The organism is Sorangium sp. So ce394, from assembly GCF_051474665.1.
Taxonomy (GTDB): Bacteria; Myxococcota_A; Polyangia; order Polyangiales; family Polyangiaceae; genus Sorangium; species Sorangium cellulosum_D.
Genome location: NZ_CP150339.1, coordinates 12,792,377 through 12,810,151, shown reverse-complemented (window position 1 = coordinate 12,810,151; position 17,775 = coordinate 12,792,377). Strand labels below are relative to the sequence as shown.

13 protein-coding genes are annotated in these 17,775 nt (G+C 72.9%); 10 read left to right on the top strand and 3 right to left on the bottom strand.

The window, feature by feature from the left end:
• Positions 1-35: 35 nt before the first annotated feature.
• The 5 genes from WMF33_RS47315 (at position 36) to WMF33_RS47295 (ending at position 5,130) form a co-directional block, all read left to right on the top strand.
• Positions 36-725, top strand: coding sequence for a DNRLRE domain-containing protein (locus WMF33_RS47315; protein ID WP_437334720.1), 690 nt, complete (start codon positions 36-38; stop codon positions 723-725).
• The gene (locus WMF33_RS47310) at positions 722-2,083 is read left to right on the top strand and encodes an oligopeptide/dipeptide ABC transporter ATP-binding protein (protein ID WP_437334719.1); all 1,362 of its coding nucleotides are present in this window, start codon (positions 722-724) and stop codon (positions 2,081-2,083) included. The genes WMF33_RS47315 and WMF33_RS47310 overlap by 4 nt, the downstream gene beginning before the upstream one ends.
• On the top strand, positions 2,080-3,210 hold the full coding sequence (locus tag WMF33_RS47305; RefSeq protein WP_437334718.1) for an ABC transporter ATP-binding protein: 1,131 nt from the start codon (positions 2,080-2,082) through the stop codon (positions 3,208-3,210). The genes WMF33_RS47310 and WMF33_RS47305 overlap by 4 nt, the downstream gene beginning before the upstream one ends.
• A 201-nt stretch (positions 3,211-3,411) precedes the next feature.
• On the top strand, positions 3,412-4,044 hold the full coding sequence (locus WMF33_RS47300) for a hypothetical protein (protein ID WP_437334717.1): 633 nt from the start codon (positions 3,412-3,414) through the stop codon (positions 4,042-4,044).
• A 108-nt stretch (positions 4,045-4,152) separates the two neighbouring features.
• Positions 4,153-5,130, top strand: coding sequence for an NADPH:quinone oxidoreductase family protein (locus WMF33_RS47295; RefSeq protein ID WP_437334716.1), 978 nt, complete (start codon positions 4,153-4,155; stop codon positions 5,128-5,130).
• 49 nt (positions 5,131-5,179) lie between these two features.
• On the opposite strand, the gene WMF33_RS47290 is transcribed toward WMF33_RS47295, so the two are convergent.
• A complete protein-coding gene (locus WMF33_RS47290; protein WP_437334715.1) occupies positions 5,180-7,384 on the bottom strand; it encodes a glycoside hydrolase family 3 protein in 2,205 nt (734 codons plus the stop codon).
• Positions 7,385-7,788: 404 nt separating this feature from the next.
• Between WMF33_RS47290 and WMF33_RS47285 the strand changes: the two genes are divergently transcribed.
• Positions 7,789-8,535, top strand: a complete 747-nt coding sequence (locus WMF33_RS47285; protein WP_437334714.1) for an OBAP family protein — start codon at positions 7,789-7,791, stop codon at positions 8,533-8,535.
• Positions 8,536-8,866: 331 nt separating this feature from the next.
• Complete coding sequence (locus tag WMF33_RS47280; protein ID WP_437334713.1) at positions 8,867-10,360, top strand: hypothetical protein; 1,494 nt, start codon at positions 8,867-8,869, stop codon at positions 10,358-10,360.
• A gap of 36 nt (positions 10,361-10,396) precedes the next feature.
• Here the strand turns inward: WMF33_RS47280 and WMF33_RS47275 are convergent, their stop codons facing one another.
• Entirely contained in the window at positions 10,397-12,322 is a 1,926-nt protein-coding gene (locus tag WMF33_RS47275) for a fructose-bisphosphatase class III (protein ID WP_437334712.1), read from the bottom strand.
• A 231-nt stretch (positions 12,323-12,553) separates the two neighbouring features.
• Here WMF33_RS47275 and WMF33_RS47270 point away from each other — a divergent pair, with 231 nt between their 5' ends.
• The gene (locus tag WMF33_RS47270; RefSeq protein ID WP_061629081.1) at positions 12,554-13,855 is read left to right on the top strand and encodes a sensor histidine kinase; all 1,302 of its coding nucleotides are present in this window, start codon (positions 12,554-12,556) and stop codon (positions 13,853-13,855) included.
• The gene (locus tag WMF33_RS47265; RefSeq protein ID WP_437334711.1) at positions 13,827-14,180 is read left to right on the top strand and encodes a response regulator; all 354 of its coding nucleotides are present in this window, start codon (positions 13,827-13,829) and stop codon (positions 14,178-14,180) included. The genes WMF33_RS47270 and WMF33_RS47265 overlap by 29 nt, the downstream gene beginning before the upstream one ends.
• A 66-nt stretch (positions 14,181-14,246) precedes the next feature.
• Here the strand turns inward: WMF33_RS47265 and WMF33_RS47260 are convergent, their stop codons facing one another.
• The gene (locus WMF33_RS47260) at positions 14,247-16,712 is read right to left on the bottom strand and encodes an acylase (RefSeq protein ID WP_437334710.1); all 2,466 of its coding nucleotides are present in this window, start codon (positions 16,710-16,712) and stop codon (positions 14,247-14,249) included.
• Positions 16,713-16,927: 215 nt separating this feature from the next.
• On the opposite strand from WMF33_RS47260, the gene WMF33_RS47255 reads away from it, so the two are divergent.
• Positions 16,928-17,629, top strand: coding sequence for a hypothetical protein (locus tag WMF33_RS47255; RefSeq protein ID WP_437334709.1), 702 nt, complete (start codon positions 16,928-16,930; stop codon positions 17,627-17,629).
• Positions 17,630-17,775: the final 146 nt, after the last annotated feature.

The window sequence follows — 17,775 nt, the reverse complement described above, 5'->3', positions numbered from 1 at the left end:
CAGCGGGGCCGCCCTCTGCTATGGTCGCCCCCGCCGTGCGTCTGCTCGCCGCCCTCGCGCCCGTGGCCTTGCTCGTCGCGGCGCCGCCGCTCCTGGGCTGCGGCGGCGCCCCCGCGACGGACGCGGGCGTGTGCGCGGGCGCGGGCGTCTGCGGGGCCCGCTACTGCGTCGCAGGGCGCTGCCGGCCGCCGAGCGACCTCCCCTCGCCCATCGACGCGCGCCGCGTGCTGCTCCCGCCGGCGGACCTCGCCGTCCTCGCGGAGGACGGCGGCGCCGCGGCCGCGCCCGGCGTGCCCGACGCGGTCGCGCTCGGCCACGCCGGGGCGGGCGACGTCGTCCTGCTGCTCCGGTTCACGCCGACCTTCGGCGTCGACGCCGACATCGCGAGCGCGTTCGTCCTGCTGGAGCCCGCCCCGCTGGCGCCGCCCGCCGAGCGCGCGCTCACCCTGGAGGTCGCGCGCATCCTCGAGCCGTGGCGCTCGGAGACGGCGACGTGGGGCCGGCAGCCGCGCCTGTCGATCCCGGAGGCCGCCGCCATCGTGCGGCGCCGCCCAGCGACGCCGCTGCGGATCGACGTCACCTCGCTCGTGCGCGACTGGGCCAAGCGGCGCAAGGACGACCACGGCATCGCCATCCTCGCGCCGGGCAGCGACGCCGTCGGGGCCGCGACGTCGATGGGCATCTCCCAGGGCGCCGGCCCTCTCCTCGAGGTGTACGTACGGTGAGCACCGGGCACGACGACGAGGACGACGACGCCGGCGCGCGGCACTCGCTCCCCCTGCCGCTCATCCGGCACGACCGCGGCGGGAGGCCCGCCACGCCCAGCGTCCCGCCCGCGTCCGGCGCGCCGCTCACGCCGAGCGCCCCGCCGCTCACGCCCGGCGCCCCGCCCCTCACGCCCGGCGCCCCGCCCCTCACGCCCAGCGCCCCGCCCCTCGCCCGCGGCCTGCTCGACGACGACGAGCCCGCCGTCACCCAGCGCTCGGCGACGAGCGTGCGCCCCTTCCCGCTGCTCCGCCCGGCGCCGCCACCGGTGGCCGAGGAGGCCCCGCCGCCCGCGCTGCTCCGGGTGAGCGACCTCCGCGTCTCGTTCACCGCCGACGGCCGCGTCACCCGCGCCCTCGACGGCGTGTCGTTCACCGTGCCGCGCGGGCGCACCGTCGCGCTCGTCGGCGAGTCGGGGTGCGGCAAGACGGTGACCGCGCTCAGCATCCTGCGGCTCCTGCCCGCGCCCTACGCGGCCATCGACGGCGGCTCGATCGAGCTCGACGGCCAGGACCTAATCGCGCTCGGCGAGCGCGAGATGCGCGCCGTGCGCGGCGGGAAGATCGGCATGATCTTCCAGGAGCCGATGACCTCGCTGAACCCCGTCTACACGGTCAGCGCGCAGATCGCCGAGGCCGTCCGGCTGCACCTGCCCATGTCCCGCGGCGACGCCCGGCTCTACGCGGTGAGCCTGCTGCGCAAGGTCGGCTTCCCCGAGCCCGAGGTGCGCGCGAACAGCTACCCGCACGAGCTGTCCGGCGGGATGCGCCAGCGCGTCATGATCGCGATGGCCCTCGCGCCAGGGCCCTCGCTGCTCATCGCCGACGAGCCGACCACCGCGCTCGACATGACCACGCAGGCGCAGATCCTGGACCTCCTCGAGCGCATCAAGGCCGAGACGTCGATGAGCCTCCTGCTCATCGCCCACGACCTCGCCGTGGTCGGCGAGCTCGCGGACGAGATCGTCGTCCTCTACGCGGGGGTCGTCGTGGAGCAGGGGCCCGCGCGCAACGTGCTCGCGGCGCCGTCGCACCCGTACACGCGCGCCCTCCTCCGGAGCATCCCGGCGCGCGGGTTCCGCCCGCCCCGCGTGCGCGGCCAGCGCTCGCTGCGCCTGCCGACCATCCCGGGCGGGCTGCCCGATCTGCGCGATCCGCCGCGCGGCTGCCGCTTCAGCGACCGCTGCGACGCCGTGTTCGATCGCTGCCGCGTCGAGCCGCCGGACATGTACGCGGTCCCGCCCGGCGCGGGGCGCCACGCGGCGCGCTGCTTTCTCCTCACGGGCCCGGGGCGCGCGGGCGGCGAGGGCGCCGCGTGACGCGCGACCGCGGCCTCCCGCCGCCCGGTCCGAGCGACGGCGCCGGCGCGGCGCGCCCCGAGAGCATGCCGCCCGAGAGCATGCCCCCCGGGAGCTCGCGCCCCGAGAGCATGCCCCCCGGGAGCCTGCGCTTCGACAGCGCGCGGGGCGAGCGGCCGCTCGTCCAGGCGGAGCGGCTCTCGAAGCTGTACCCGGTCCAGCGCGGCCCCTTCGCGAAGCCGGCGTTCGTGCAGGCCGTCGACGGGGTGAGCTTCCACATCGACCGCGGCGAGGCGCTCGGCCTCGTCGGCGAGTCGGGCTCCGGCAAGAGCACCCTCGGGCGCCTCGCCATCCGGCTCATCGAGCCCACGGTCGGCCGCGTCCTCTTCGACGGCGTGGATCTCACGACCCTCTCGGCCCGCGCGCTCCGGGCCATGCGCCGGCGGATGCAGATCGTCTTCCAGGACCCGTACGGCTCGCTCAACCCGCGCATGACGCTGCGCGAGATCGTCGGCGAGGGCATCGTGATCCACCGCCTCGCGCGGAGCCGCGACGAGGAGACCGCGATGGTCGAGGGCGTGCTCCAGCGGGTCGGGCTGCGGCCGGACATGATGGAGCGCTTCCCCCACGAGCTCTCCGGCGGGCAGCGGCAGCGGGTCGCGATCGCCAGGGCGCTCGCGGTGCGCCCGGACTTCATCGTCTGCGACGAGCCCGTGAGCGCGCTCGATCTCTCGGTCCAGGCCCAGATCGTCAACCTGCTGGAGGAGCTCCAGGACGAGCTCTCGCTCAGCCTCCTGTTCATCTCGCACGACCTCCGCGTGGTCGAGCACGTGAGCCACCGCGTCGCCGTGATGTACCTCGGCCGGATCGTCGAGATCGGCCCGGCGCAGCGCGTGACCGAGCGGCGGCACCACCCGTACACGCGCGCGCTCTTCGAGGCGACGCCCTCGATCGAGCGCGGGGGCAAGGCGCGGCGCCTGCTCCCGGGCGCGCCCGGGAGTGCGATCAACCCGCCCGAGGGCTGCGTGTTCCACCCGCGCTGCCGGAAGGCGGAAGAGGGCAAGTGCGATGTCGAGATCCCGCCGCTCGAGGAGCTCGTCCCCGGGAGCGGCCACCGCGTGGCGTGCTGGTACCCCGAGGCCGAGTGACGCCAGCGCGGCGGCGCGCTCCCGGCGCGCGGCGGCCCAGGGTGGCACAACCGCTGCCCGGGGCGGCCAGGGCCCTGCCCTGCTCCGGCCGATCTCGCGCGCCCTCGCCGGAGGTATCTTCTTTGCCGCGCTGATGCCCGTGCGCCACAGCCGACGAGCAAGGTGGCGCGAAGGATGAGAGGTGAGCGAATGGCGAATGACATGCTTCGAGCTCTGGCGGTGGCCGTGCTGTCCGGCGTGTGCCTGACGGGCTGCGGCGGCGGCGGCAACGGGGGCGGGGGCGGCGCGGGCGGCGCCGGCAGCGGCGGGACCGACGCCGGCGGCGGCGGGGCGCCGCCGGGGGCCGAGCCGTGCGCGGTGCGCGACGTGGAGGGCACGATCCCGGGCGTGAAGATATCGATCTCGTCGAGCCGGTGCATTTACCGGGTGGGAGAGCCGGCGGAGTTCACGTACGAGGTCACGACCGACTCCAGCGTTCCTCCGATCGCGATCGCGGCCTCCGACGGGTGCGGGCGCTGCGTCGAGCCGAGCGCGGATCCGCTCTCGTTCGTCGCGTACCGGATCAGCGGGGAGTCGGAGGCGGGCGATCCGCAGAGCTACTGCCTGTGCGACGTGGGGTGTTGCGCGCCGGACGAGGCGGCGACCGTGCAGGTCGACGCGACGACGGCGACCCAGACGTTCCGCTGGTCGGGGCGGCAGTGGAACGGGCCCTCCGACACGAACAACCCGGAAGACGACTTCTTCCCGCCGGGGACCTACGATGTCGAGGTGACGTTCGACGGCGAAGAGCAGGGCTCCGTGACGGCGAAGCTGCCGATCGAGATCGTCCGCTAGCCAGCGGCCGGAGCGCCCGGCGCGACGCTCCGCTGTCGGTCGGTGAGCAACGCCGGGGCAGGGAGCAGCGCCGGGGTCGCCCGGCGTTTCTGCTAAGGTCCGCGCACGATGCACGCCTGGCGCGGACACTCCTTCGGCTCCCCCGAGATCCTGGTCTGGGAAGAGGTGGACGACCCCCCGCTCGCCGAAGGGGAGGTCCGGATCGAGATCGCCGCGTCGGCGATCAACTTCCCCGACGTGCTCTTCACGGCAGGCGCCCATCAGGTCAAGCCGACTCCGCCGTTCATCCCCGGCTTCGAGGTCGCCGGCGTGGTGGTCGAGAGCCGCGCGCCGTCGCTGCCGCCGGGCACCCGCGTGGCCGCGACGCTGCCCGGCTCCGGGGGATACGCGACGCACGCGATCGCCGGCCCGCGCACGACCTACGCGCTCCCGAGCGGCATGCCGTTCGAGGACGCGGCGGCGCTGACCATCACGTACCAGACAGGCTACCTCGCGCTGCACCGGCGCGCCCGCGTGAGGCCCGGCGACACGGTCCTCGTGCACGCGGGCGCGGGCGGCGTCGGCAGCGCGGCGATCCAGCTCGCCAGGGCGGCCGGCGCGACCGTCATCGCGACCGCCGGCGGCGAGCAGAAGGCGGCGGTCTGCCGCGCGCTCGGCGCCGACGTCGCGATCGACTACCGGCGCGAGGACTTCGTCGCCATCGTCAAGGAGCGGACCGCGGGCCGAGGCGCCGATATCATCTTCGACCCCGTCGGCGGAGACGTCTTCGACCAGTCCACCAAATGCGTCGCCTTCGAGGGCCGCATCGTGGTGATCGGCTTCGCGTCGGGCCGCTTCCCCGCCGCGCGCGCGAACCACATGCTCGTGAAGAACTACGACGTCCTCGGCTTTTACTGGGGCACCTACAGCCGCGCAGAGCCTGCCGTGACGCGAGCCGCGCAGGACGCGCTCTACGCGATGGTTGGCCAGGGCGCGATCAAGCCGCTCATCTCGGCCGCGCTGCCGATGGCCGAGGCGAAGGCCGCCATGACGGCGGTCGCGTCCCGCGCGACCACCGGCAAGGTGGTGCTCCTCGCGAAGCCATGAGGGGCGCCGCCGTCGCTCCGGCGAGCGGCGGCGGCGCGGGGGGAGGGGGTCAGTTGCAGGCGTTCCCGGTCGACGTCTCTTCGAGCGTGCCGAGCGTGTCCTGGTCCGTCGTCTTCAGGCCGAAGCCGTAGGGGAACAGCGCCATCTGACCGTCGTTGCGGTTCACGCGCTGGCACTCGCTCCCGGGCCACGAGAACGAGAGCTTGCCCTGGAACTCCTCCACGCCGAAGAGCACGTCGGCCACGCCGCCGCCCTCCGAGCCGGGGAGCCACGCCGCCACGAAGGCGTTGGAGGCGTTCAGCTCCTTGTTCACGTACAGCGGGCGGCCCGACAGGAAGACCGTCACGATCGGCAGCTCCGGCTTGGCCTGGCGGATGGCCTTGAGCACCTGGAGGTCCTCGGGGTGGAAGCGCGCGTGCTCCAGCGTCTTCGCGTGTTCGATGTTGTCGTCAGCGTCCTTCCCGGGCTGGATATCCCCCTTCATCTCCGCGTAGGGCGTCTCGCCGATCACCACGATCGCCGCGTCGAAGTTGCCCGACGAGGCGGCGGCGCCGTCGGCGCTCAGCGTCGCCTGACCGCCGCCCGCCGACACGAGCTCCTGGATTCCCTTGTAGATGGACGTGGCGCCCGGGAAATCCGCGTTCGTGTTCTCCGTGCCCTGCCACGTCCGCGACCACCCGCCGGCCTGGTTCGAGATGTTGTCCGCGGACTTGCCCGCCACGAGCACGCTCGACGACGGCTCGAGGGGGAGCACCGAGCCCGCGTTCTTGAGGAGCACGAGCGACTTCCGGACCGCCTCGCGCGCGAGGTCCCGGTGCTCCCTGGCGCCGAGCACCGACTGCTCGCCCGCGAACATGCGCTCCGACGGGGCGCCCTTCGTCTTCTTCGGGCCGAGGAGCCCGGCCCGCATCTTGACGCGCAGGATCCTCGTCACGGCGTCGTTGACCCGATCCATCTTGATCGTGCCGGAGTTCACCTGCGAGAGGGTGTTCATGTAGAACGCCTTCCAGTCGGTCGGGACCATGATCATGTCCACGCCGGCGTTGATCGCGGCCGCGCACGAGCTGTTGGTGCAGCCGTCCACCTGCCCGTGGCCGTTCCAGTCGCCGACGACGAAGCCGTCGAAATGGAACTTGTCCTTGAGCACGCCGGTGAGCAGATCGCCCTTGCCGTGCATCTTGTCGCCGCGCACGCGGTTGTATGACGCCATGACCGTCTGCGCGCCCGCCGGGATGGCCGACAGGTAGCCCTGGGCGTGGATCTCGCACAGCTCGGTGTCGCTCGACAGGTTGTTCCCCTGATCATCGCCCTTGTCGGTGCCGCCGTCGCCGATGAAGTGCTTGGCCGTCGCGATGACGCGCGCAGCGCCGAAGAGGTCGGGGCTGTTCGCCGCGCCCTGGATGCCTTTCACGACGCGGCCCGCGTAGGCGTTCACGATCTCGGGATCCTCGGAGTAGCCCTCGTACGTGCGGCCCCACCGGTCGTCACGGACGGTCGCCAGCGTCGGGGCGAAGGTCCAGTCGAGGCCCGTGGCGACGACCTCCTTGGCCGTCGCGGCGCCGATGCGCTCGAGCAGGCCGGGCTCGTTCGCCGCGCCGAGGCCGATGTTGTGCGGGAAGAGCGTGGCGCCGCGGACATTGTTGTTCCCGTGCACGGCGTCGATGCCCCAGATGATCGGGATGCCCGTGCGGCCGCCCGACGTGTCCACCGAGGCCCGGTAGAAGTCGTCGGCGAGCGCGACCCAGTCCGCCGCCGTCGCGCCCTTGTTGCGGCCCGGCCAGGAGCCGCCGCCGTTCAGCACCGAGCCGATGTTGTACTGCTTGACCTCGTCCGGCGTGATCGAGCCGATCTCGGCCTGCACCATCTGGCCGACCTTCTGCTCGACGCTCAGCTTGCCGACGAGCTCGGCCACGGCCGCCTCGATCTCCGGATCCTTTGCGATCGCGCTCTCCACCTCGGGCCAGCCGGCGTCGCAGGGGAGGAGGTTCGCGCTGTCGCCCGCGCCGCTGCCGCCGCCGCCGGTGCTGTCGCCCGCGCCGGTGCCGTTGCCGCCGCCGCCGGTGCTGTCGCCCGCGCCGGTGCCGTTGCCGCCCGTGCCGCTGCCGCTGCCGCTGCCGCTGGCGCTCGTGCCGCTGCCGGCGCCCGCTCCGGTCGAGGAGCTGCTCGGATTGTCGGACGTGTCGTCACCGCAGGCGGCCGGCGCGATGACAACCGCCGCCGCCATGATCCATGTCGCATACCGTGTGAGGCGCATAGGTGCTCCCCTTTTTGTCAATGAGATGAAGGATGGGCTCCGAGGTGAACCGTGACAGTCAAGCAAAGCGTCGATTGGGATGAGCCCCGCGCGCCCTTGCGATGCGCCCGAGCGAGGGTGGCGCGCTGGATGACACGGTGCGTCCTGGAACGCTCACCGGTTAACCATGGCCGGAGTCGCGCGGCAATACGGAAACACGATGGCGCAGCGCGGTAATCCACCCGTGGCAGAACGCCACAACCTGCGCAAGAGGGCCACGGCCTGCCCCCGCGATCCGGGGGCGCGCGCGTTTTTTCGGAGGTGGCCGCAGATTTGCACGCTGCTTTGGCCGATTGGCCGATCGCGCACGCCGCATTTCCGGGGAGATCCTGACGATGGCGAGACGTCCTCATCTTGCGATTGCCATGTTCGTACTTGCCTCTGGGCCCTCCGCCGGCTGCGGCCAGGCGGACGCGCCGCCCTCGAATCGAGGCGCGCCGCCGGGACAGGAGAAGAAGATCGACACGAAGATCCTCGAGAAGGGCGCGGAGGCGCTCCAGGACCTGAGCCCCGTGCGAGCGATCGACCACTACCTGGACGGGTTCCACGTGATGAAGGAGAACCCGGACCATCACATGGAGGCCCATCATTATTGCAAAGGGATCAATGAAGAGTTCACGCAGTGTGTGATCTTCGACGGGAACACGAAGGACGCGAACATCATCGGGGTCGAGTACATCATCTCCGAGGCGATGTTCGAGGGCCTGCCCGAGGACGAGAAGCAGCGCTGGCACCCGCACAACTACGAGATCCTCTCAGGCCAGCTGACGCTGCCCGGCGTGCCGTCGGTGGCCGAGAAGGCGGCGCTCAAGAAGAAGATGAACAGCTACGGGAAGACGTGGCACATCTGGGACACCGGACACCTGGGACACCCCGCCGCGCACGACCTCCCGGTCGGCCAGCCGCTCCTCGCGTGGTCGTACAACCGCGATGGGGAGATGCCGGCCGCCCTCGTGGAGGCGCGCGACAAGCGCGCCGGGATCGACACCGCCGAGAAACGGAAGGAGCGCGCCGATCTCGCGGCGATCGCGAACCCACAGCGGGGCGTGGACGATCTCAAGTCCAGGTTCCCGAACGCGACGGGGGCTCCGGAGGGCGTGCGCGCGAAGTGACCCCGGCCGGGCGCGGCGCCCGTGCGCGCGGGGGCGGGCGGGCGAAGGCGTGCGGAACGATTCGTACGTCTAACTATCTATGTCATTCGACGTCGCGCGACCCCTCCCCGGGCCATGAGGGCGCCGCCGCGCGGCCCGGGGCCGCGGTGGCGGACCGGCGCTCGCGGGCAGGAACCGCCGCCGCCCACGCTGCGCGGTCCTCGGGAGATGACCCGCGAGGACGCAGCCGGGCGTCACGCCACCGATACGGCCGCTCGAGGCCAGCCGGGCCGAACGGCGTCCGTCATCGCAGGGCGAGCCGCCGGCCGAGCACGGGCGCCAGGTGATGCGGATGGAGCGCGGATGCAGCGAAAGCGTAATCCGCCGAGATGGCAATGCTGAAATCCTGCGTTCGCTGTCAGCGGCATTTACCCGCGACGCAACGCACGCCTATTCTCCGCGCATGGTTTTTATTCCACGTACTTCCATCCGTCTGTTCATGACCACGGGCATGCTGCTCGTCGCGCTCGCTGGGTGCGGTGACGACGATTCAGACACGACCACCGGCTCAAGTAGCACCAGCAGCAGCACCACCGGAACCGGAACTGGCACGGGGACCGGCGGGAAGGGCGGCGAAGGCGGTGAGGGCGGCGGCACCGGCGGCGAGGGCGGTGAGGGCGGCGCGACCGGCACCGGCGGTGAGGGCGGCGCGACCGGCACCGGCGGCGAGGGCGGCGCGACCGGCACCGGCGGTGAGGGCGGCGCGACCGGCACCGGCGGTGAGGGCGGCGCGACCGGCACCGGCGGCGAGGGCGGCGCGACCGGCACCGGCGGTGAGGGCGGCGCGACCGGCACCGGCGGTGATCCCACGACGGGTGTCGGTGGCGCGGGCGGCGATTCCACGACCACCACGAGCGCCGCCGTCGGCGGCTCGGGCGGCGATCCCACGACCACCACGAGCGCCGCCGTCGGCGGCTCGGGCGGCGATCCCACGACCACCACCACGAGCGCCGGCGTCGGCGGCTCGGGCGGCGAGTCCTCGACGGTCGCGGTCGGCGCGGGCGGCGCCGGTGGCGAGTCCACCACCGTCGGCGCTGGCGGCGCGGGCGGCGAGTCCACCACCGTCGCGGTCGGCGCGGGCGGCGCCGGCGGCGAGTCCACCACCGTCGGCGCTGGCGGCGCCGGTGGCGAGTCCACCACCGTCGCGGTCGGCGCGGGCGGTGCCGGCGGCGAGTCCACCACCGTCGGCGCTGGCGGCGAGGGCGGCGTGTCCACCGCCGTCTCGGTCGGCGCTGGCGGCGCGGGCGGCGAGTCCACCACCGTCGCGGTCGGCGCTGGCGGCGCCGGTGGCGATAGCGGTGCCTCCGCGGTCGGCGCTGGCGGCGCTGGTGGCGACGGCGGTGCATCGGCGGTCGGCGCGGGCGGCGCGGGTGGCGACACCGGCGCGGGCGGCGCGGGCGGCGACATCGGCGTCGGCGGCGCCGGCGGTGGCGAGGGCGGCGCGGGCGGCGAGGGCGGCGAGGGCTCCGGGCTCACGGGCTGGGCGGAGGACGTTCAGCCGATCCTCGAAGCGCGCTGCGGGGCCTGCCACACCACCCGCGAGCCTCCGCGCAACGGGTTCAGGGTCACCGACTTCAACACGGCGATCCTCGATGCCACCATCGACGTCTGCCTCGATCCGACGCTCACGAAGGGCGAGTGCGCCCTCCTGCTCATCGACAGCGGAATCATGCCGCCCGGCCGCGGCTGCACCGGTGACGAGAACGACGACAGCAACCCCCAGTGCCTGACCGAGGACCAGGAGAAGGTGATCGAGAAGTGGATCGCGGACGGCATGCTCCCGTGACCCGTCGAGGCGCGGCGATCACCGCCGCGCCTCACCTCACCTCGGCTGCTCCAGCAGCGCTCCGTCTCGATAGGCGGCGATGAGCCGCTCCAGGATCTCGATCTCCCGCACCAGCTCCTCCCCCTTCTCGGTGTCGCCCACCCGGCGCTCGGCCTCGTAGACCTCCACGTCCGAGACCACGGGGATGATGTCCTCCCCCGCCTCGACCGCCTGCTCGACCGACGTGAAATGGTGGTGCTGCGCGAGCCGCGCCCCGCTCGCCTCGAGCACGAGCGTGTACCCCTTGTCGCCGTAGGCCTCCGAGAACGCCCCGTCGATCGTCACCGCGCGGTGCGACGCCTTGATCGGCGACTCCCCCTGCTCGACCCGCACCGGCACGTGCCCGTTCACGATGAGCCCGCGCTCCTCGTCCAGCCCGAACTCGCGGCACACCCGGCCGCAGAAGCCGGCGTCGTGGATCAGGTGGAAATACGGGTTCTTCGTCTCCTTGTGCGTCCTCGCGTCGGCGACGAAATAGGACTCGAACGTCGTCATCCGGTCCTTGCCGAACATGGGCGAGAGCGGGCCGGTCCAGAGGTACCAGAGCATGTCGAGGTCCTCCGGCGCGCCCGTCCGGAAGGCCCGGCGCACCACGCGCTCGAGCGCGTCGAACAGCGCCCTGCCGCGGCGAGGCTCGCCGTCGACCTCGAACGGCAAGAACGCGCCCTCGCCGTCCACCGGGACGCAGCCGTGGAAGATGAGCGCCCGATCGCGCCGCAGCCACGTCGTCCCCTGCTGCACCATCCAGCGCATCTGGCGCGACAGCACCGGGCTCTTCGAGAACGACTCCTTGAGCAGCGCGACGCACGCCGCCTCCTCCGGCGTGAGCGCGTACGGATCGCCGAAATCCACCGTCGGGAAGCGCGCGTCGAGCAGCGGGTACACCTCGCCGTCGATCGCCACCGTGCCCGCGCGCGGGTCGACGCGGTGGAGCAAGCACCGGTGCCCGAGGGCGTATTCCGGGCGCCGCCGGCAGAGCTGCCCCTCCAGCTTGAACTGCAGGACCGCCATCGCCTTCTGCATCCGCGCCATGAGCAGCGCGTCGCGCAGCCCCTCGCCCCGCACCGCGAAGCGCTCCGCCGGGTCGTCCGCGTAGGCGGTGCGCGCGAGGCGATCGACCGGCGCGACCGGGATGCCGAAGCCCTCCTCGAGCTGCGAGAGGCGCCCGTACCGGAGCGAGAGGCGCACCACGGTGGCGATGAGCGCCTCCTGGCCGAGGCTGGCGCCCATCCAGCTCACGTCGTGGTTGCCCCACACCACGCGCGCCCGCGGCTGCCGCATCAGGTACTCGATCACCTTGTCCAGCCGGGGGCCGCGGTCGCCCAGATCGCCCGCGACCACGAGCTCGAAGACGGTCAGGTTCCGGATGACGCGCGCGGTGGCGCGCAAGATCTCGATCTCGCGGCAATGCTGCACGAACGGGTCGATGAGCGCGTCGAGGTAGGAGCCCTCGCCCAGGGCGGCGCGCGCCGAGACGAGCTCGCGGAGCAGGCCGCGCATGTCGTCCGGGAACGCCTGCTCGACCTGGCGCAGCGTGTAGCGCAGCGACAGCTCGCGGATGATCTCGACCTCGCGCGCGAGCGTCCAGAGCAAGAAGGCCCGCCGCTCCGCCTCGCCGCGGGCGGCGACCTTCGCGTAGCTCTCGCGAGGATAGTAGATGATCGAGAGCAGCGCGCGCTCCTCGTCCGCCGTGAGCCGGTCGCCGAAGACCCGCTCGACCAGCGGCCGCAGGCTCCCCGAGGCGTTGTTGATGATGTGCTTCAGCTTCCTGTGCTCGCCGTGGACGTCGCTGATTACGTGCACCGTCCCCTTCGGGAGCGACAGGATCGCCCGCAGGTGGCCGATCTCGGAGAGCGCGGCCTCGGTCGTCGGATACCGGCCCGCGAGGGCGCGGAGGAGGGGCAGCTCCCGCGTGTCGAGCATGGCGCCGCAGCATAAAGCAAAGACGCCGGCCGCCACACCAGACGAGCGCGTCGATTGCGGCGTCGGCGCGCCGCGCGGGGCGGGCCGACGCGCGGGAGCGGGCCGCGCGCTCGCCGTCGTCCGTCGTCCGTCGTAAGGCAAAATCGGCGCCTGCGCAGCAGCGTTTCCCCTTGCGACAGCGCGACGCCCGACTACGCAATGGAACCGGGGCGCATGCAAGCGTTGAGACCCATGGATCCCTGCCTGGCGGTGGGGCTCGACGAGGGCGATCCTGCCCGGGCCGACGGTCCGGCGCGGGGCGCCGGGCCCCTGCTTCGCGGGCAGAACCGGATTCTCCGGATGGTCGCGGCCGGAGAGCCGCTCTCCCTGGTGCTCGACGCGCTGATCCGGTTCATGGAAGCCCAGTCGGGCAAAGCGCTCTGCTCGGTCCTCCTCGTCGACGCGTCGAAGACGCACCTCCGCTGGGCGTCGGCGCCCAGCCTGCCTGAGGCATACAACCAGGACGTGGACGGCTTGCGCATCGGCGCCGTCAGCGGCTCGTGCGGCACCGCCGTCCACCGCAAGCAGCCCGTCATCGTGTCGGACATCGAGCACGATCCGCTCTGGGCGCGGGCGCGCGAGCTCGCGCTCTCCCACGACCTCAGGGCATGCACCTCCGCGCCCATCCTCGACGGCCAAGGCGAGCCGCTCGGCACGTTCGCCTTCTATTACCGCGAGCCGCGCGCGCCGAGCTCACGCGATCTCGCCCTGCTCGAGATCTCCTGCGATCTGGCGGGCATCGCGATCGAGCGCAGCCAGAGCACCGCGCGCATCGAGGAGGTGCTCCGCGCTCGGGACAACTTCCTCACCGTGGCCTCGCACGAGCTGAAGACGCCCATCGCCACCCTCCTCCTGCAGATCACCTCGCTGGAGCGGCTCCAGCGGGCGGCGGGGTCGATGCCCCTCCGGGAGATCGCGCCCAAGCTGGGCAACCTGGAGCGGCAAGGGAAGAAGCTCCTCAAGCTTGTCGAGCAGCTGCTCGACGCCACGCAGCTCCTGTCCGGCCGGCTCGAGGTCGAGCGCGCGCCGGTCGACCTCACCCAGACCGTGCGCGACGTCGTGGGCCGGCTCCTGGAGGGGGTCGCGGAGGTCGCGCCGGAGGTCGAGATCCACGCGGAAGGCCCGGTCGTCTGCGAGGGGGACGGCTTCCGGATCGAGCAGGTGATCGTGAACCTCCTGTCGAACGCGTGGAAGTTCGGCCGCGGGGCGCCCGTCGAGATCTCCGTCGAGCGGAGCGACAGCGCCGCTCGGCTGGTCGTCCGGGACCACGGCATCGGCATCGCCCCGGCGGACCACGCGCGCATCTTCCAGCAATTCGAGCGCGCCGTCTCGGTGCGCAACTACGGCGGCCTCGGGCTCGGCCTGTGGGTGACACGCCAGCTCGTGGAGAGGATGCAGGGCCGCATCTCCGTGCAGAGCGAGCTCGACGCCGGCTCCACCTTCACCGTCGAACTCCCCCTCCCCCATGAGCAAGTCAGTCCTGATCATCGATGACGACGTGGATCTGGCGACCACCCTGGCCGAGGCGCTCTGCGACCTCGGGTACGAGGCCACGCCCTTCTTCAGCGGGCGGGAGGCGCTCGAGCGCCTCCACGACGGCGCGCGGCCGGGCGTGATCCTGCTCGATCTGATGATGCCGAAGATGAACGGATGGAGGGTGTGCGACGAGCTCAGCGCCGTCCCCGGGCTGGAGGACATCCCCGTCGTCATCATGACCGCGGCGTCGAACATCAAGCAGCCGATGCCGCCGCACGCGCGCGAGGTGATCAGCAAGCCGTTCGAGCTCGACGCGCTGCTCCGGACGATCGACGCCGCGTGAGGCCGGCGCGCCGCGCCTCGGCGTCGCCCGCGCGAGCGGAGCGGCCCGCGCGAGCGGCGCCGCGGGTCAGCGCCGCCCGGAGACCTCCTTCACGGCGAGCTCCGGATCGGCGGCGATCTCCTCCTCTGCGAACAGCGCGGGCCGCCACTCCTTGCGCGAGAACAGCTCGGTCTGATCCGCGAAATGGGGCGACGCGGGGTCGGTCGACTGCGAGTAGCTGAGCAGCGCCTCGGCGCGGGGGCCGCCGCTCGTGTGCTCGACGGCCATGACGAAGCTCGTGCCGAAGTTGATCGGATAGCCCGAGGTGGTGAGGCCGGTCGTCGCGGAGACGATCTCGCCCGTGTTGAGCCTGGGCAGGCGGGTGCTGTTGAGGCTCGCCGTGGAGAAGAGCACGACGTTGGCCACCCCTTCCCGGTTGATGCCGCCGTGGATGGGGATGGCGCCGTCCTTCATGGTGAACTGGGCCTCGCCGAGCGGCGTCGTCGGGTCGAGCCCCGCCTGCGCGAGCGCGAGCGTGGCCTCGGCCAGCGCGACGAGGATCGGATCCGCGCCCTCGGCCGGGGGCTCGACGAGATCGCGCGGGGTCTCGAGCGGATCCTCGGGGTCGAACGGCTGAGCGTAGAGCTTGCCCGCGTCCGTCATGTCCGGGGCCGAGAACCGCCCGAGCAGCTCGCGCCAGACGACGGCGCCCACGCTCTCGAGGTCCACCCGGCCGTCCCACGCCGCGAGCGCGGCGCACGCGCCCTCGATGTCGACCGGCTCGCCCTCGACGTCGACCGGCGCCGCGCCGTCGCAGCGCTCGACCACCTGGGCGCGGAGGCGCTCGGCCGTCATCCCGCGGTTGCTGAGGATGGCGTCCTTGAGCTCGTCGCGCGAGAAGAGGCCGTCCTCGCCGGAGGCGCCGTCCTCGCCCTGCTCGGTGAGCAGGACGAGGTTCATGCGCGTGCGCGCCGAGATCGGGGTGCCCGGCGCGCCAAACAGCCTCGGATACCCGGTGATCGGCGCGGCGGGGTTCGCGAGCCACGCCGTGTCGTTGGCGTTCATGACGAAGTCGGTCCGCGAGAGAGAGGGGATGTCGCCCCACGGCACGAGCGCGCCGGCGCCCTGCGTCTCCACCCACTCGTCGCGCTCCTCGCTCCCGTCGAGCAGCACGATGCCGGAGCTCGCGAGCACGCCGGTCAGCCCGTCCCGCCCGAGCGCCCTCTCGTAGGCGCTGACCGCCTCGGCGCTCAGGTGGGGCACGCGCGAGCCGTCCATGATCAGGGCCTGCCCCTCCGCGTCCACGGCGGTCGTGAACACGAACGGGATCCCGCGCAGCTCCTCGTGCGCCCGCCGGAGCTCGTCGAGGCTCCTCGCGCGGTCCATCGCGAGCCACTGGTCGAGGGCGAGCCCGTTGTCCTCGTTGGCGTCGCGCAGGGCGAAGGCCTGCTTGGTGGACCAGCCGAGGACCGACGCCCCGAGCATCGGGCCGTGGTGGCTCCGGTACATCACCCGCGACACCTGCGCGATCGAGCCGTCGTCCTCGAGGACATCGATGGTGTGCTCGCGGCGCTCCATCGCCCGGGTCTCGCCCTCGTAGACGTAGGCGGTCGGGTCGTCCGGATCGAGGGAGAGCCGGTAGACCGTGAAGTGGTTGGCCGGAGAGACCGTGTGCGTCCACGCGATATGCTCGTTGAATCCGATGTTGATGATCGGCATTCCGGTCAAGGCAGCTCCGTAGACGTCGAGCTGCCCGGGGATGGTGAGGTGGGCCTCGTGGAACCGGAGCTCTCCCTCCCAGGGGAAGTGCGGGTTGGCGACGAGCATCCCCCGGCCGCCCTCGGCGCGATCGCGGCCGATCGCCCAGGCGTTGCTGCCGAGGTGGAGCCGGGTGAAGTCGGGGAGCTCGAGATCGCGCGAGCGGGCCCGGTCGCCGGGGGCCTTCGCGCCCTCGCCGGACGACCCCGCGTCCTCGCCGGAGGCCTCCGGCGGCGCGGCGCGGCTGAGGTAATCGAGCAGCTGCAGGCTCCCGGAGAACATGTTGATGTGGAGGTAATACGCGGCGAGATCGACGGCGCTGACCGGCTTGACCCACCCCGCGCCGGCGCAGGGCTCGGGCAGGCCCTGAGCGCCGGTGTCGGCGAGGTACTTGTTGTAGCCCGCGACATACCCGTCGAGCAGCGCCCTGCCGTCGGGGGACAGCCGCCCGAGCATGGCCTCGGCGCGGTCGACGACGCCGAGCGCGAGGTAGGTGAAATCGCTGTCGACGTTCGCGTCGTCCTCGCCGGGGCCGAACGTCTTCGCGCGCTCACTCCGCACCTTCACGACCTGATCGGCGAGCGTACAGACGAAGTCGCGCGCCCCGGCGTAGGCGAGACCGAATCCGACGCTGCCGATGTCCTCGGCGAGGATGTGCGGGACGCCGTGGCTCGTCCAGCGGATGGTGGCCTGATAGTCCCCCTGGCCGACCGGCCCCGGCCCCACGTCGGGATCGTCGCCGCACGCGGCCAGGAGACCGAGGCAGCTGACCCCAGCGATGATTCTTTCGTACATGGATTCTCCCTAGTTTCGCGATCTGCGCCGGGAGAGATAGCCCACGGGCAGGCGGGGCGACGTGAAGAATTTCTCCTGTCCCTTCCTTTCGGCCTCCTGTTCGGCGCCGCGCGCTCGGTCAGGCGCAGGCGCAGGCGAGGGCAGGGAGCGAGGGGCCGGGGCGACGCGCGTTGCGCAGGGCGCGGCGGGCACGGTTGATGAAGGCCATCGCGGCTGTGCAAGGCTCGCTCTCCAGTGGACCGGACGCGCCCGCGGCGCCGCGCGCGGGCGAGCCGGCGCGCTCCGGTCGAGCCGTCGCCGCGGCGCTCCTCGCCGCGCTCCTGCTCGCGCTCGCGCCGGGGTGCGTCCGCGAGGCGGCGAAGCAAGCGACCCGCGGCACGCTCGAGGCGCTCGATCGCGGCGCGGAGGGCCGGTCCGCGCCCGCCGGCGGATCGGCCGAGGGGACGCCGGCCGAGGGCGCGCGCGAGCGGCCGCTCGTGGGGGCGCTCGTCCACGACGCGGTCCGGGCCGGCGCGGCGGAGATGGGGCTGCAGGCGGAGCGCCTGTCGCCGGTCATCGCACAGACCAGCGAGGCGGTGAGCAGCGCCGTGGTCCAGGGCGCCCTCCAGCACGATCGGGCGCTCGTCACCCTCGTCGAGCAGGGCTCGGGCGCGGCGGCGAGGGCGGTGGCGCGCGAGGGGACGGCGGAGCTCGTGGAGCAGCTCGCCGGCTGCCCCGCCGGCGATCCGGGCTGCTCGAGCGCCGCGATCGAGCGCGCGAGCCGCGCCGCCGCCGCGGGCTTCGCGGACGGCCTGGGCAGGGCGATGCAGCCCTGGATCATCGTCCTCGCCTTCGGCGGGGGCTTCCTGCTCGCCGCGCTGATCGCCATCGCCGTCGCGGCCGTCACGCGGCGGCACGAGCGCGCCGCCGCGCCCTGAGCTCACGCGGCTGCGGGACGAGCTGGCCAAGAGCAAGGTCGACATCGAGGCCGTGCGCGCCGCGGCCGAGGAGGAGGCCAGGAAGCGGCTCACGGCGGAGCAGCGCGCCCGGAAAGAGGCCGAGGACCGGGCGCTCTGGGAGGCGC

Bases quoted from the DNA above. Each gene is read 5' to 3' on its own strand.
- WMF33_RS47300 (WP_437334717.1), top strand. From the start codon at position 3,412: ATGCTTCGAGCTCTGGCGGTGGCCGTGCTGTCCGGCGTGTGCCTGACG.
- WMF33_RS47295 (WP_437334716.1), top strand. From the start codon at position 4,153: ATGCACGCCTGGCGCGGACACTCCTTCGGCTCCCCCGAGATCCTGGTC.
- WMF33_RS47290 (WP_437334715.1), bottom strand. From the start codon at position 7,384: ATGCGCCTCACACGGTATGCGACATGGATCATGGCGGCGGCGGTTGTC.
- WMF33_RS47285 (WP_437334714.1), top strand. From the start codon at position 7,789: ATGTTCGTACTTGCCTCTGGGCCCTCCGCCGGCTGCGGCCAGGCGGAC.
- WMF33_RS47280 (WP_437334713.1), top strand. From the start codon at position 8,867: ATGGAGCGCGGATGCAGCGAAAGCGTAATCCGCCGAGATGGCAATGCT.
- WMF33_RS47275 (WP_437334712.1), bottom strand. From the start codon at position 12,322: ATGCTCGACACGCGGGAGCTGCCCCTCCTCCGCGCCCTCGCGGGCCGG.
- WMF33_RS47270 (WP_061629081.1), top strand. From the start codon at position 12,554: ATGGATCCCTGCCTGGCGGTGGGGCTCGACGAGGGCGATCCTGCCCGG.
- WMF33_RS47265 (WP_437334711.1), top strand. From the start codon at position 13,827: ATGAGCAAGTCAGTCCTGATCATCGATGACGACGTGGATCTGGCGACC.
- WMF33_RS47260 (WP_437334710.1), bottom strand. From the start codon at position 16,712: ATGTACGAAAGAATCATCGCTGGGGTCAGCTGCCTCGGTCTCCTGGCC.